We start from the raw sequence: 13,778 nt of genomic DNA, 5'->3' as shown, positions 1-13,778 counted from the left end.
GCCCCGGAACCTGTCGGTTCCGGGGCCTTCCCTTTCGTGCGGGTGAGGATCACGCCTTGGTGAGGTCCTCGAGCTCCTCGTCGGTCTCGCGACCGGGGGTGGGGAGGTTGAACTTGGCGATCGCGAAGCGGAAGACCACGTAGTAGATCGCCGCGAAGACGAGACCGATCGGGATGATCAGCCAGGGCTTGGTCGCGAGGTTCCAGTTGAGCAGGTAGTCGATACCGCCGGCGGAGAAGGTGAAGCCCGCGTGGACACCGAAGGCCCAGGTGACGGCCATCGAGACGGCGGTCAGGACCGCGTGGATCGCGTAGAGGACCGGCGCGATGAACATGAAGGTGAACTCGATCGGCTCGGTGATACCGGTGACGAAGGAGGTCAGCGCGAGGGAGAGCATCATGCCCATGACGGCCTTGCGGCGCTCGGGGCGAGCGGCGTGGGCGATGGCGATCGCGGCGGCCGGGAGGCCGAACATCATGATCGGGAAGAAGCCGGACATGAAGATTCCGGCGCTCGGGTCACCGGCGAAGAAGCGGTTCAGGTCACCGTGGACGACCTCGCCGGCCGCGTTGGTGAAGTCACCGATCTGGAACCAGGAGACGGTGTTCACGAACTGGTGCATGCCGACCGGGATCAGCGCGCGGTTGATGAGGCCGAAGAGGCCGGCGCCACCGGCACCGAGGCCGGTCATCCACTCGCCGAAGTTCGAGATGCCGTTGCCGATGGGCTCCCACACCAGGCCGAAGACGACACCGACGAGGGTGCCGACGAAGGCCATGATGATCGGGACGAGGCGGCGGCCGTTGAAGAAGCCGAGCCAGTCGACGAGCTTGGTCCGGTGGAACTTCTGCCACAGGACGGCCGCGATGAGACCCATCAGGATGCCGCCGAGGACACCCGGGTTGTTGTACTTCGCGGCGACGTCGACGCCCTTGTTGGCGGTCGTGTTGATGACGGCCTCGGCGACGGGGAAGGCCTTCAGCACGTTGCTGTAGACCAGGAAGCCGACGAGCGCGGCCAGAGCCGTGGAGCCGTCCGCCTTCTTGGCGAAGCCGATGGCGACGCCGATGCAGAACAGCAGGGGCAGGTTGTCGAAGACCGCGCCGCCTGCGGTGGCGAAGACAGAGGCGACCTTGTCCCAGCCGAGGCCGTCGGCGCCGAAGACGTCGGGCTGGCCGAGACGGAGCAAGATACCCGCGGCCGGCAGAACGGCGATCGGCAGCTGCAGGCTGCGACCGACCTTCTGCAGGCCCTGGAACAGGCCGGATCCGCGCTTCTTCGCGGGAGCGGCGGCCTGGGCGGTGGCCGTACTCATCAACTTCCTCCAGTAAGGCAAGGCGCCGCCAGGGATGGTGAACACGGGGGGAGGCGACGTCTCGTGGAACGCGGTGGTCTGGACCGCGTGGTCTACACCAATCAGTGGTGTAGACCAGTTTTAGCACGTGAGACTTAGATAAGGAACCTGCGAATTTTGTGGGCTCAGCCATAGCCGGAAATGCACGACATAAGGCCCCCGGACCGTCAGGTCCAGGGGCCTTGCGCAGGGCTTACGAGGGGGTCGAAAGCCCCGAATCGGTCGCCCTCTGCAGGGTGACCGCAGCGCTACTTGATGTTCTCCCGCTCCATCTCGTCCCCGACCTCGTCCGGCTCGCGGCCGGGCGTCTGGAGGTTGAACTTGGTGATCGCGAACCGGAAGATCGCGTAGTACACGACCGCGAAGGCGAGACCGATCGGAATGATCATCCACGGCTTCGTCGCGAGGCCCCAGTTGATCACGTAGTCGATCAGACCCGCCGAGAAACTGAAGCCGTCCTTCACGCCGAGCGCCCAGGTCACGGCCATCGACACGCCCGTGAGGACGGCGTGGATCGCGTACAGCACCGGCGCGATGAAGAGGAACGAGTACTCGAGCGGCTCGGTGATGCCCGTGACGAACGAGGTCAGCGCCACCGAGAGCATCAGGCCCCCGACCTCCTTGCGGCGGTGCGGCTTCGCGCAGTGGGTGATCGCGAGCGCCGCCGCCGGCAGCGCGAACATCATGATCGGGAAGAAGCCCGTCAGGAACTGGCCGGCGTTCGGGTCGCCCGCCAGGAACATGGGGATGTCGCCATGGACAACCGAGCCGTCCGGCTTCTCGTACGTGCCGAACTGGAACCAGATCGGCACGTTCAGGAACTGGTGCAGGCCGATGACGAGCAGCGCACGGTTCGCCACGCCGAAGATGCCGGAGCCCCAGGCGCCGAGGCCGACCAGCCAGTCGCTGAAGTTCTCCAGGGCGTCGCCGATCGGCGGCCAGACCCACAGGCAGAGCGAGGCGAACGCGATCGCCACGAACGTCATGATGATCGGGACGAGTCGGCGGCCGTTGAAGAAGCCCAGCCAGTCGACCAGCTTCGTCCGGTGGTACCGCTGCCACAGGTACGCGGTGAGCAGACCCATGACGATGCCGCCGAAGACGCCGGGGTTCTGGTACGTGTAGGCGGCGAAGGCCTCCCCGGGCGCCAGGCAGCCGCCGCCGATGTCCCTCGTACCCGGGGGGCAGTCCTTCGGGAACTGACGGAGGACCGTGTAGTAGACGAGGAAGCCGACGACGGCCGCGAGCGCGGTCGAGCCGTCCGACTTCTTCGCCATGCCGATCGCGACACCGATGCAGAACAACAGCGGCAGGCCGAGATTGCCGTCGAGGAGGGCGCCGCCCGCGCCCGCCATCACCGCGGCGACCTTGTCCCAGCCGAGACCCTCCGCGCCGAAGACGTCCGGCTGCCCGAGCCGGTTGATGATGCCCGCCGCGGGCAGCACGGCGATGGGGAGCTGGAGACTGCGCCCCATCTTCTGCAGCCCTTGGAAGAGTCCGCTCCACACGGGCTTCTTCGGCGCTGCCGCGGCGCTTTCCGTACTCATCGGCGTCCTCCCTGCCCGGAACAAGCCGGGTCCGCATTCCGTTGCGCACTGGTGTAGACCAGTTGCGGTAGGCTCCGGGAGCCCGCTGAGGACAGGCCGCCGGTGATCGTCATCATTCGGCAGAACGGCGGCACTCGCTCGCGAAGTTGGGCCAACCGTGGGTTACCGTGACAAAGCGGACCGCAGGTGCGCCGAGATTCGCGCTCGCGCGAACGGAACGGACAGGGAGAAACACATGGCCACCAAGGCTGAGAAGATCGTCGCCGGGCTCGGCGGCATCGACAACATCGAAGAGGTCGAGGGCTGCATCACCCGCCTGCGCACCGAGGTCGTCAACCCCGCGCTCGTCGACGAGGCCGCGCTCAAGGCCGCCGGCGCCCACGGCGTCGTGAAGATGGGCACCGCCATCCAGGTCGTCATCGGCACCGACGCGGACCCGATCGCCGCGGAGATCGAAGACCTGATGTGAGACCTGATGCGAGCGGCTGACTCACCTCGGCCGACCCGCATCGACGAAGGGCCCGTTCCGGCAGGGGAACGGGCCCTTCGTCATGAACGGGCCCCCGGTCACGGGAGAGCCGCGAGAGAGTCGCGAGAGAACGGCGGGAGAACGGCCCCTCCCTCTTGTCCCGCTACCCTCGACCCATGTCTCGAATCGACGGCCGTACCCCCGAACAGCTCCGCCCCGTCACCATCGAACGCGGATGGAGCAAGCACGCCGAGGGCTCCGTCCTCATCTCCTTCGGCGACACCAAGGTCTTCTGCACCGCCTCCGTCACCGAGGGCGTCCCGCGCTGGCGCAAGGGCAGCGGCGAAGGCTGGGTCACCGGCGAGTACTCGATGCTGCCCCGGGCCACCAACACCCGCGGCGACCGCGAATCCGTCCGCGGCAAGATCGGCGGCCGCACCCACGAGATCTCCCGCCTCATCGGCCGCTCGCTCCGCGCCGTCATCGACTACAAGGCCCTCGGCGAGAACACCGTCGTCCTCGACTGCGACGTCCTCCAGGCCGACGGCGGCACCCGCACCGCCGCCATCACCGGCGCCTACGTCGCCCTCGCCGACGCCGTCGCCTGGGCCCAGGGCAAGAAGCTCGTCAAGGCCGGCCGCCAGCCCCTCGTCGGCACCGTCGGAGCCGTCTCCGTCGGCATCGTCGACGGCGTCCCCCTCCTCGACCTCTGTTACGAGGAGGACGTCCGCGCCGACACCGACATGAACGTCGTCTGCACCGGCGACGGCCGCTTCGTCGAGGTCCAGGGCACCGCCGAGGCCGAGCCCTTCGACCGCAAGGAGCTCAACGCCCTCCTCGACCTGGCCTCCGGAGGCTGCGCCGAACTGGCCGAGATCCAGCGCAAGGCCCTCGAAGGAACCCTCTGACACCTGGCTGCGTCATGACGGGCGGGCACACGGATAAGCTCCGTGCGCCCGCCCGTCCGTCTGTTCGTCTGTCTGTATCTGGGGGATGCCTTGAAGCGCCGTCTCGCACTCGCCGTGGCCACGGCCGCCGCACTGACCACCGTCCTGAGCGGCTGCGGAGCCCTCGACACCGCCATGGACTGCGTCAAGACCGCCGACGCGATAGCCACGTCGGTCGACAAGCTCCAGCAGGCCGTATCCAACGCCTCGAACGACCCGACGCAGATCGAGGAGTCCCTCAACTCGATCTCCACCGAGCTCGGCAACCTCAAGAACACCACGGACAACGCCGACCTCGCGAAGGCGGTCGACGACCTCACGAAGGGCGTCGAGTCCGTCCGTACCGCCGTGAAGAACGGCGACGCGACCCCCGACATCCAGCCGATCACCGACGCGGCCGGCGAAGTCGCCAAGGTCTGCACCCCGGGCTGACGGCTCGCACCGACCCCCGATAATCGGTGACATGACCCGTCTGATCCTCGCCACCCGCAACGCGGGCAAGATCACCGAACTCCACGCGATCCTCGCCGACGCGGGCCTCGACCTCGAACTCGTCGGCGCGGACGCGTACCCCGACGTGCCCGACGTCAAGGAAACCGGCGTCACCTTCGCCGAGAACGCGCTCCTCAAGGCCCACGCCCTGGCCCAGGCCACCGGCCTCCCGGCCGTCGCCGACGACTCCGGCCTCTGCGTCGACGTCCTCAACGGCGCCCCCGGCATCTTCTCGGCCCGCTGGGCCGGCACCCACGGCAACGACCGCGCGAACCTGGACCTGCTGCTTGCCCAACTGTCCGACATCGCGGAGGAGCACCGAGGGGCCCACTTCGCCTGCGCGGCGGCCCTCGCCCTCCCGGATGGCACGGAGCGCGTGGTCGAGGGACAGATGCGGGGCACCCTCCGCCACGTCCCGACCGGCACGAACGGCTTCGGCTACGACCCGATCCTCCAGCCGGAGGGCCACGAGGTCACGTGCGCGCAGCTCTCCCCGGCGGAGAAGAACGCGATCAGCCACCGAGGCAAGGCGTTCCGGGCGCTGGTACCGGTGGTACGGGAGCTGCTGGGCTGAGGGGTACGGCGAGGCCCGGTTCGCCTGGTGATGCGAACCGGGCCTTCGATTGCCAGGTTGGTGCGGCCGGTGGGATTCGAACCCACACAGGATTTCTCCCAGATGCCCCTAAAACACCCGCCGATACCGATTTGGCTACGGCCGCCTGCCTGCCATGGTAGCGGGCGGGCGGCTGCAGCGTTCAGGGTGCGCTAGCTCCGGGCCGACCGCTTACCTCCTCGGCACCAGGTGCTCGTGGTCGCGTGACAGTTGGGGCAGAGGAGCCGCAGGTTCTCGATCCGGTCGTCGCCCCAGTCCCCGTTGGTGTGGTCGACCTCCAGAGTCATGGGCTTGCCGAGCCACTCGGCGCCGACGCCGCAGTCGGCGCACTCCTCGGGGACGCCGGACTCGTGGAGTGCTCGACGCAGCAGGTGAGTTCTGGTCCGGCGCCCCCGGACATGGCGGACGAGAATGTCCTCGGGCCGTTTCACCGGAGTGGGTCCCTGCTTTCCTCGCTGGTGCGCCTGCCCCAAGAAGTGGGACGTGTCTAGGTCATCGGCCTCGGTCCACTGATGGAACAGGCCGCGCATCTGCCCGGTGCAGGGCCTACCCAGGATGCGGAGAGCGCCGGCTACGGAGCTGGCCTGGGCGACAGCTTGCCGCAGCTCGTCCGGCTCTGGGCGAGGAGGCTGCGCCCCGCGCCGTCTCGGACTGTGGAGGTGTGAGATGTCGATTCCGTAGTGGGCGAAGCGCTTCAGCAGATAGCGGCGGAGTTTGTCGTAGGGCTGCGAGTCGAAGAAGGCGACTACCTCGTCCATGTTCGAACACTGCGCGGCGGCTTCGGTCAATCGCTCGCGGGTGTATCGCGGGCCGTTGGTCACGAGGTCCGCCTCCTGCCGCGCCCCCGGTAGTTGTCAGTCGTCGAGTGGCAGTTCGGGCAGAGGAACCGCAGGTTCTCGATGCGGTTGTTGCGCCAGTCGCCGTCGACGTGGTCGATCTCCAGCGGGAGCGGTCGGCCACGCCACACGGCCTCGGTCCCGCACATCGCGCACTGCTTCCGCACCCCGGACTCCGCCATCGCCCAGGCGAGGCGGTCGCTCGGGACGCGTCGGGTCTGCGGGCCGGTCTGCTCGATGAGCAGGGCCTCGGGGGTTCGGGGGCGCCAAGGCTTGCCTCGCCGGGAGGGTGCGCGGAAGTGCGAGGTGTCGATCCCGTACGCCCTGATCCGTCGGCTGATGTGGGTGTGCTGCCCGCCGACGACCTCCACCCCGAGGTGCCGCAGTACCTCGCACATGTTCGTCGAGGCGGCCACGGCCTCCGTCAGGACCTCACGGGTCCAACGTGTCCCCTCCTGCTCGAAGTGCGAGATGTCCACCCCCAGCTTCCGCATCCGCTCCCGCACGTACCTTCGCGATGAGCTCTTCGGATCCACCCCCAACCGCTCCAGCGCCTCCGTCAGCGTCCGCGCTCCCCGCGCCGCCGCTTCGAGCCGCTCCCTCGTGTACGCGCTCGTCCCCATAGGGCCCCCTCCGCTCCGGCCACCCGTTCGTGGCCTCGCACGGAGTAACGAGCCGAATATCGGACGGTTACGCCATATCGCGTACTGTCGCGTCCGATAAACGGAACGGGCCGCACCGCCTCGGAAGGCGGTACGGCCCGTTCGGCGCCGATGAAGGCAGGGCTCAGATGCCCAGGTCCCTGATGATCTTGGCTACGTGGCCCGTCGCCTTCACGTTGTAGAAGGCGTGCTCGACCGTGCCGGCCTCGTCGACGACGATCGTCGAGCGGATCACGCCCGTCACCGTCTTGCCGTACAGCTTCTTCTCGCCGAAGGCGCCGTACGCCTCCAGGGTCGTCTTCTCCGGGTCGCCGACCAGCGTGACCTTCAGGTTCTCCTTCTCGCGGAACTTCGCCAGCTTCTCCGGCTTGTCGGGGGAGACGCCGATGACGTCGTAGCCCGCGCCCGTCAGCAGGTCCAGGTTGTCGGTGAAGTCGCAGGCCTGCTTCGTGCAGCCGGGGGTGAGGGCCGCCGGGTAGAAGTAGACGATGACCTTGCGGCCCTTGTGCTCCGCGAGGGAGACCTCGTTGCCGTCCGCGTCGGGAAGGGTGAAGGCGGGGGCGGTGTCGCCGGGCTGCAGTCGCTCGCTCATGGCTCTCCTCGGGGGTGTTCGCGTACGCGTTCAGAGCCTAATGGGGGTCGGTTGAAGGGGGTCGGGCGCGGCCCATCGGCGGTGGAGCTGACAGACTGTCCGTCAACGACCGGATACACGACTACGGAGGCAGCGCGGTGTCGGACGCCAGGACCCCTGCGCAGATCGAGGCGGACATCGTCCGCCGGCGCGAGCAGCTCGCCGTCACTCTCGACGAGATCGGCATTCGGGTGCACCCGAAGACGATCATCGGGGACGCCAAGGCAAAGGTCGCCTCGACGGTCGACCAGACCGCCGGCCGCGCCTTCGTCGCCGTCAACCGGGTCGTCTCGGACGTGAAGGCCCGGTTCACCCACGAGGACGGCGCACCCCGCCTGGAGCGCGTCGTTCCGGCGGCGCTCGTGGCCGTCGCGGTGGTCGGGCTGATCGCCGCGTCCGCGCGCAAGGGCAAGGGATGACCCCTCCCCGCCACGGGCGACACGCCCGGGCAGGTAGGTTCGGACCGTGAGCGAGAACACGCACGACAAGCTGCCCATCCGGATGCTCCACGACCGGGTCCTGGTCCGTACGGACTCTCCCGAGGGTGAGCGGCGCTCGGGTGGCGGCATCCTGATCCCGGCGACCGCCGCCGTCGGTCGTCGGCTGTCCTGGGCCGAGGTGGTCGCGGTCGGTCAGAACGTCCGGACCGTGGAGATCGGCGACCGGGTGCTGTACGACCCCGAGGACCGCGCCGAGGTCGAGGTGCGGGGCACCGCGTACGTACTGATGCGGGAGCGCGACCTGCACGCGGTGGCCGCGGACCGTTTCCAGGGCACGTCGGATTCGACCGGCCTGTACCTGTAGGAGACCTGTGGGCGCATGCGCCGCCCGGCCCTGGTGACCGTCGTCACCAGGGCCTTTGCGTGTTTTTTGCTAGTCTGGGGACACCCGACGAGACGCGCCGTACCGGGATGACGACAAGACGACGCACTCCTGTTGTTCCGTCTCGCGGAGGTGTCGTCGTCATGGCCTGGGTTCTTCTCGTGGTCGCGGGTCTGCTCGAAGTCGGCTGGTCGATCGGTATGAAGTACACCGACGGCTTCACGCGGCTGTGGCCGAGCGTGCTCACCGGCGCCGGGATCGTCGCTTCCATGCTGCTGCTCTCGCATGCCGCGAAGACGCTGCCGATCGGTACGGCGTACGGCGTGTGGGTCGGTATCGGTGCGGCCGGTGCGGCGGTGCTCGGCATGGTGGTGCTGGGTGAGCCGGCGACCGCCGCCCGGATCTTCTTCGTCTGTCTGCTGCTGGTCGCCGTCGTGGGTCTGAAGGCGACCTCCGGTCACTGACCCCGGACGGGTGTACGGGGTCGGGGCAGGGGGCTGCGGGACACCACGGCCCCCGGCCCCGCCTCGCCGGTCACGGCGGACTCCTCCTCGTCGTCCGGGCCGTCCGGCATCGGCGGTACGGGTGGCAGTTCCTCGGCCCCCGGCATCAGCCGGAGGTCGAAGTCGCGCGGGGGCGTTCCCGCCAGTGCCTCCCGGGTGAACTGGGCCCAGATCTCGGCGGGGGCGCCGCCGCCGTTGATCCGGGGCAGTCCGAGTGCTCCGTACAGGGGTTCCTGGTGCCCGGACTCGGGGTCCTGGCCCATCAGTGCGACCACGGTCGCGAGTTCCGGTGTGTAGCCCGCGAACCAGGCGGCCTTGTCGTCCTCCGCCGTGCCCGTCTTGCCCGCCGCCGGTCGTCCGGCGGCCTGCGCGGCCGTGCCCGTACCGGCTTCGACGACGCTCCGCAGGATCGCCGTGGTCGTGTCGGCGGCCTCTCGTGTGACGGCCTGCCGGGCCGGGCGGGACGGCAGGTCGACCGGTCGGCCGCCCTTCGTGACGCCCTCGACGAGGGTGTAGGTGCCGTGGCGGCCGTGTGCGGCGAGCGTCGCGTATGCCGAGGCCATGTCGAGGACGCTGGCGGTGGCCGGGCCGAGGGCGATGGAGGGGGAGGCGGTGAGGTCGGGGGTGGAGCCGGGGACGCCGAGGGCGATCGCGGTCCGTCGTACGTGTGCGGGGCCGACGTCGACGGCCATCTGGGCGTACACGGTGTTGACCGAGAGGTCGGTGGCGGCGCCGACGGCGATGTCGCCGTAGCTCGCGTCGTCTTCGTTGGCGGGGTCGTAGGGGTTGCCGTTCCATCCCTCGACCGGGCGCCGGTTGGTGCCGTCGTAGAGGGTGTAGGGGGTGATGGGCAGGCCCTGTTGGGTGTGGGCCCCGCTCTGTACGGCGGCCGTGAAGACGAAGGGCTTGAAGGTGGAGCCGACCTGGTAGTCGCGGCGGGTGGCGTTGTTGACGTACTGCTGGGTGTAGTCGATGCCGCCGTACATGGCGACGACCTTGCCGGTCGCCGTGTCGACGGCGGCCGCGCCGACGCGGACGTAGCGGTCGGAGGGGGCGCGTGCCGGGTCGAGCCGGGAGATGACGCGGTCCTCGACGGCCTGGACGAGGGTGTCCTGGCGGGCGCGCTCCAGGGTGGTCGTGATGCGGTAGCCGCCGCCGGCGAGGGTCTTCTCGTCGAGGACGCCGTGGTCGGTCAGGTAGGCCTCGACGGCTTGGACGAGGTAGCCGCGCTGTCCGGAGAGGCCGGTGGCGGGGCGGGCGGTCTGGGGGAGGGGGAAGCGGGCCGTGGTGCGTTCGGCGTGGGCGAGCCAGCCTTCGGTGACCATGCCGTCGAGGACGTAGTTCCAGCGGGCGACGGCCTTGTCCCGGTTCTCGGGGTGGGTGGTGACGTCGTAGGCGCTGGGGGCTTTGAGGAGGGCGGCGAGGTAGGCGCCCTCGGTGGTGTCGAGCTGTTCGACGTCCTTGCCGTAGTAGGCGCGGGCGGCGGCTTGGATCCCGTACGCGTTCCGGCCGAAGTAGCTGGTGTTCAGGTAGCCCTGGAGGATGTCCTCCTTGGTCTTCTCGCGGCCCAGTTTGATCGCGATGAAGAACTCCTTGGCCTTGCGGGTGAGGGTCTGCTCCTGGCCGAGGTAGTAGTTCTTGACGTACTGCTGGGTGATGGTGGAGCCGGACTGGCGGCCCTTGCCGGTGACGGTGTTCCAGGCGGCGCGGACCATGGCCTTGGGGTCGACGACCGGTGAGGTGTGGAAGTCGCGGTCCTCGGCGGCGAGGACGGCCTGGCGGACGCCGAGGGGGACCTGGTCGAGCCGGACGTTCTCGCGGTTGATCTCGCCGTCGCGGGCGATGGGGCTGCCGTCGCTGTAGAGGTAGACGTTCGACTGGGCGACGGCGGCGGCGTTGGCGGGCGGGATGTCCACCAGGAGGTAGCCGGCGGTGAAGGCGCCGGCGAGGAGCAGTGCGCCGAGCAGGGTGAGGCCGAGCAGGATCCGCAGGACGCGTCGGAGGCCTCGGGGGCGCTTCGGCGCGGTGGGGGGTGGAGCGGAGAGGGTGGGGTCCCTCGGCTCCCAGCCCGGTCGGGATGGCCGGGGGGTGTCGCTCGTACCGGAGGAAGGGGGCATGGCACCTCATATTGCCCGGAAGGTGGCGAAACTCCTGAATGCGACCCGAACGTGACGGGAAATCGGGTCGCGGTGCGGATGCGGGGGTCGCTAGGGTCGTGCGCTTCGGCGTTTTTCGGCGCTTCGGCGTTTTTCCGGTGCTTTGGGTGCCGGGGGAGGGGGAGCGGCATGCTGCGGCTGTACGCGACGGTGGCCGCGGGTGGCTTCCGGCGCCATGCCACGTATCGGGTGGCGACGGCGGCGGGGGTGTTCACCAACACCGTCTTCGGCTTCATCCTGTCGTACACGTACATCGCGCTCTGGGCGGAAAGGCCGCAGCTCGGCGGCTACTCCATGGAGGACGCCCTCGCCTATGTGTGGATCGGGCAGGCGCTGATCACCGTCTGCGGGCTGATGGGCGGTGGCTTCGAGGACGAGCTGATCGAGCGGATCAGGACCGGGGACATCGCGGTCGACCTCTACCGTCCTGCCGACCTCCAGACCTGGTGGTTCTCGGCCAATCTGGGCCGCGCCGCCTACCAGTTGCTGGGCCGCGGGGTCGTCCCGATGGCGGTGGGCGCGCTCGTCTTCGACTTCACGCTGCCGTCGGGGCCGGGGGCGTGGCTCGCGTTCCTGGTGGCGGTGGTGCTGGGTTCGGTCGTCAGTTTCGCGATCTGGTACCTGGTGGCGATGAGCGCGTTCTGGCTGCTCGACGGCCAGGGTGTGCTGCAGGTGGCCTGGCTGGGCGGCCTGTTCTTCTCGGGGATGCTGCTTCCGCTGAACGTCTTCCCGGGCGCGCTGGGCGAGGTGGCGCGGGTGCTGCCGTGGGCGTCGATGCTCCAGGTGCCGGCCGATGTCTACCTGGGGAGGTACGAGGACGCCGGGGCGCTGGCGGGGGCGTACGCCTTCCAGGGGTGCTGGGCGCTGGTGCTGTTCGGGGCGGGCCGGGTGGCGCAGGCGGCGGCGACGCGGAAGGTGGTGGTGCAGGGTGGCTGAGACCGTCGGCTCCGGGGTGCTGGGGGAGTCCTGGCGTACGTACCGGATGGTGGCCGGGATGTGGATCCGGTCGACGATGACGTACCGCTCGTCGTTCGCGCTGACGCTCGTCACGAGCTTCTGCGTGACGCTCTTCGACTTCGTCGTGATCCTGCTGATGTTCGGTCAGGTGAAGGGTCTGGGCGGCTTCTCCTTCGCGGAGGTCGCGCTGCTGTACGGGACGGCCGGCACGTCCTTCGGCATCGCGGACCTGACGATGGGTTCGGTCCAGCGGATGGGGAAGCGGGTCAGGGACGGTTCGCTCGACATGTTCCTGATGCGTCCGGCGCCGCTGCTCGCGCAGGTCGCGGCGGACAAGTTCGCGCTGCGCCGGTTCGGACGGGTGGCGCAGGGGCTGCTGGTGCTGGTGTGGGCGCTGGTCCTGCTGGACGTGGCGTGGACGCCGGTGAAGGTGGTGCTCCTGCCGGTGATGCTGGTCTGCGGGGCGGTGATCTTCGCGGCGGTGATGGTGCTGGGCGCGTCGGCCCTGTTCTGGGTGCAGGACGCGGCGGAGGTGACCAATTCGTTCACGTACGGCGGGAACACCCTGCTCGGGTACCCGCCGACGATCTTCGCGCAGGAGCTGGTGCGGGGGGTCGTGTACGTCGTACCGCTGGCGTTCGTGAACTGGCTGCCCGCGCTGTACGTGCTCGACCGGCCGGCTCCGGCGGGGGTGCCGGAGTGGGCGGTGTTCGCTTCGCCGCTGGTGGCGGCGGTCTGCTGTGGGGTGGCGGGTCTCGCGTGGCGGGCCGGAATCCGTTCGTACCGATCGACAGGAAGCTGAACGACCATGCCCTTCATCGAGCTGGAGTCACTGGAGAAGGTCTTCACGGTCCGCCGGAGAGCGGGCCTCCTGCGCCGCGAGAGGAGGGAGGTCCGGGCGGTCGACGGCATCAGCTTCACCGTCGAGCGCGGGGAGATGGTCGGCTACATCGGCCCCAACGGCGCGGGGAAGTCGACGACGATCAAGATGCTGACCGGCATCCTCACGCCCAGCGGCGGCCGGCTGAGGGTCGCGGGCATCGATCCTTCGCGTGAGCGCACCCGCCTGGCGCAACGGATAGGAGTGGTCTTCGGCCAGCGGACGACGCTCTGGTGGGACCTGCCGCTGAAGGACTCGTACCGGCTGATGCACCGGATGTACCGCATCCCCGACGCCCGCTACCGGGAGAACCTCGACCGCTGTGTGGAGCTCCTGGAGCTGGGCGAGCTGCTCGACGTACCGGTACGGCAGCTGTCCCTCGGGCAGCGGATGCGCGGCGACATCGCGGCGGCGCTGCTCCACGACCCGGAGGTGCTGTACCTGGACGAGCCGACGATCGGCCTGGACGTCGTGTCGAAGGCGAGGGTGAGGGAGTTCCTGAGCGACCTGAACACCACACAGGGCACGACGGTCCTTCTGACCACCCACGACCTCACGGACATCGAGCAGCTGTGCTCACGGGTGATGGTCATCGACCACGGTCGCCTGATGTACGACGGGGAGTTGGCCGGCCTGCACGCGGTGGGCGAGAGCGAACGGCTCCTGATGGTGGACCTGGAGCGCGAGCTGCCGCCGATCACCGACGTGCCGGGAGCCCGCTTCGTACGGTCGGAGGGCCCCCGTCAATGGCTGGCCTTCCCGGCCACGACCTCGGCGGCCCCGCTGGTGGCGTCGGTGGCGGCGAAGTACCCCCTCGTCGACCTCTCGGTGCGGGAACCCGACATCGAGACGGTGATCGCGAAGATGTACGGGGGAACTCGGAGAGAGCGCCGGGAGTCCCTGATGTAG

16 protein-coding genes, 1 tRNA gene and 1 riboswitch are annotated in these 13,778 nt (G+C 69.1%); of the genes, 10 read left to right on the top strand and 7 right to left on the bottom strand.

All coding sequences use genetic code 11. The features are described 5' to 3' along the window. Positions 1–49: 49 nt before the first annotated feature. Both OG580_RS13080 and OG580_RS13075 read right to left on the bottom strand, forming a co-directional pair. Complete coding sequence (locus tag OG580_RS13080) at positions 50–1,315, bottom strand: PTS transporter subunit EIIC (RefSeq protein WP_267043845.1); 1,266 nt, start codon at positions 1,313–1,315, stop codon at positions 50–52. Between the two features lie 287 nt (positions 1,316–1,602). Beyond that, entirely contained in the window at positions 1,603–2,901 is a 1,299-nt protein-coding gene (locus OG580_RS13075) for a PTS transporter subunit EIIC (RefSeq protein ID WP_267043844.1), read from the bottom strand. Positions 2,902–3,097: 196 nt separating this feature from the next. On the opposite strand from OG580_RS13075, the gene OG580_RS13070 reads away from it, so the two are divergent. The 4 genes from OG580_RS13070 to rdgB all read left to right on the top strand — a co-directional run bounded on the left by OG580_RS13070 (position 3,098) and on the right by rdgB (position 5,383). Then, positions 3,098–3,370, top strand: coding sequence for a PTS glucose/sucrose transporter subunit IIB (locus tag OG580_RS13070; protein WP_267047988.1), 273 nt, complete (start codon positions 3,098–3,100; stop codon positions 3,368–3,370). A gap of 176 nt (positions 3,371–3,546) precedes the next feature. Then, the gene (rph, locus tag OG580_RS13065) at positions 3,547–4,278 is read left to right on the top strand and encodes a ribonuclease PH (protein WP_267043843.1); all 732 of its coding nucleotides are present in this window, start codon (positions 3,547–3,549) and stop codon (positions 4,276–4,278) included. Positions 4,279–4,368: 90 nt separating this feature from the next. After that, on the top strand, positions 4,369–4,749 hold the full coding sequence (locus OG580_RS13060; RefSeq protein ID WP_267043842.1) for a hypothetical protein: 381 nt from the start codon (positions 4,369–4,371) through the stop codon (positions 4,747–4,749). A gap of 31 nt (positions 4,750–4,780) precedes the next feature. Then, positions 4,781–5,383 carry an RdgB/HAM1 family non-canonical purine NTP pyrophosphatase gene (gene rdgB / locus OG580_RS13055; protein WP_267043841.1) on the top strand — a complete coding sequence of 201 codons (603 nt, stop codon included), beginning with the start codon at positions 4,781–4,783 and terminating at the stop codon, positions 5,381–5,383. 58 nt (positions 5,384–5,441) lie between these two features. Here the strand turns inward: rdgB and OG580_RS13050 are convergent. From OG580_RS13050 to bcp, 4 genes are all read right to left on the bottom strand, one after another. Next, positions 5,442–5,528 (bottom strand) — tRNA-Leu (locus OG580_RS13050). 46 nt (positions 5,529–5,574) lie between these two features. Then, entirely contained in the window at positions 5,575–6,180 is a 606-nt protein-coding gene (locus tag OG580_RS13045) for an HNH endonuclease (protein WP_267043840.1), read from the bottom strand. Between the two features lie 59 nt (positions 6,181–6,239). Then, positions 6,240–6,881 (bottom strand): HNH endonuclease signature motif containing protein, encoded by a 642-nt coding sequence (locus tag OG580_RS13040; protein ID WP_267043839.1) that lies wholly within the window; start codon positions 6,879–6,881, stop codon positions 6,240–6,242. Positions 6,882–7,044: 163 nt separating this feature from the next. Next, entirely contained in the window at positions 7,045–7,512 is a 468-nt protein-coding gene (bcp, locus tag OG580_RS13035) for a thioredoxin-dependent thiol peroxidase (protein ID WP_267043838.1), read from the bottom strand. 137 nt (positions 7,513–7,649) lie between these two features. On the opposite strand from bcp, the gene OG580_RS13030 reads away from it, so the two are divergent. From OG580_RS13030 to OG580_RS13020, 3 genes are all read left to right on the top strand, one after another. Then, positions 7,650–7,970 (top strand): DUF3618 domain-containing protein, encoded by a 321-nt coding sequence (locus OG580_RS13030; RefSeq protein ID WP_267043837.1) that lies wholly within the window; start codon positions 7,650–7,652, stop codon positions 7,968–7,970. Between the two features lie 46 nt (positions 7,971–8,016). Continuing rightward, complete coding sequence (locus OG580_RS13025) at positions 8,017–8,355, top strand: co-chaperone GroES (protein WP_267043836.1); 339 nt, start codon at positions 8,017–8,019, stop codon at positions 8,353–8,355. Between the two features lie 67 nt (positions 8,356–8,422). Then, positions 8,423–8,483: riboswitch (guanidine-III (ykkC-III) riboswitch) on the top strand. A 33-nt stretch (positions 8,484–8,516) separates the two neighbouring features. Then, complete coding sequence (locus OG580_RS13020) at positions 8,517–8,837, top strand: multidrug efflux SMR transporter (RefSeq protein WP_267043835.1); 321 nt, start codon at positions 8,517–8,519, stop codon at positions 8,835–8,837. On the opposite strand, the gene OG580_RS13015 is transcribed toward OG580_RS13020, so the two are convergent. Further along, positions 8,831–10,993, bottom strand: a complete 2,163-nt coding sequence (locus OG580_RS13015) for a transglycosylase domain-containing protein (protein WP_267043834.1) — start codon at positions 10,991–10,993, stop codon at positions 8,831–8,833. The genes OG580_RS13020 and OG580_RS13015 overlap by 7 nt on opposite strands. A gap of 171 nt (positions 10,994–11,164) precedes the next feature. Here OG580_RS13015 and OG580_RS13010 point away from each other — a divergent pair, with 171 nt between their 5' ends. Genes OG580_RS13010 through OG580_RS13000 form a run of 3 tightly spaced genes read left to right on the top strand, consistent with a single transcriptional unit; the run spans position 11,165 to position 13,778 of the window. Further along, the gene (locus OG580_RS13010) at positions 11,165–11,968 is read left to right on the top strand and encodes an ABC-2 family transporter protein (RefSeq protein ID WP_267047987.1); all 804 of its coding nucleotides are present in this window, start codon (positions 11,165–11,167) and stop codon (positions 11,966–11,968) included. A gap of 46 nt (positions 11,969–12,014) precedes the next feature. After that, positions 12,015–12,791, top strand: coding sequence for an ABC transporter permease (locus OG580_RS13005; RefSeq protein WP_267047986.1), 777 nt, complete (start codon positions 12,015–12,017; stop codon positions 12,789–12,791). Between the two features lie 6 nt (positions 12,792–12,797). Further along, positions 12,798–13,778, top strand: coding sequence for an ATP-binding cassette domain-containing protein (locus OG580_RS13000; RefSeq protein WP_267043833.1), 981 nt, complete (start codon positions 12,798–12,800; stop codon positions 13,776–13,778).

The organism is Streptomyces sp. NBC_00094 (assembly GCF_026343125.1).
GTDB lineage: Bacteria > Actinomycetota > Actinomycetes > Streptomycetales > Streptomycetaceae > Streptomyces.
The sequence above is the reverse complement of the archived record's forward strand: the minus strand, read 5'-3'. Positions and strand labels throughout refer to the sequence as shown.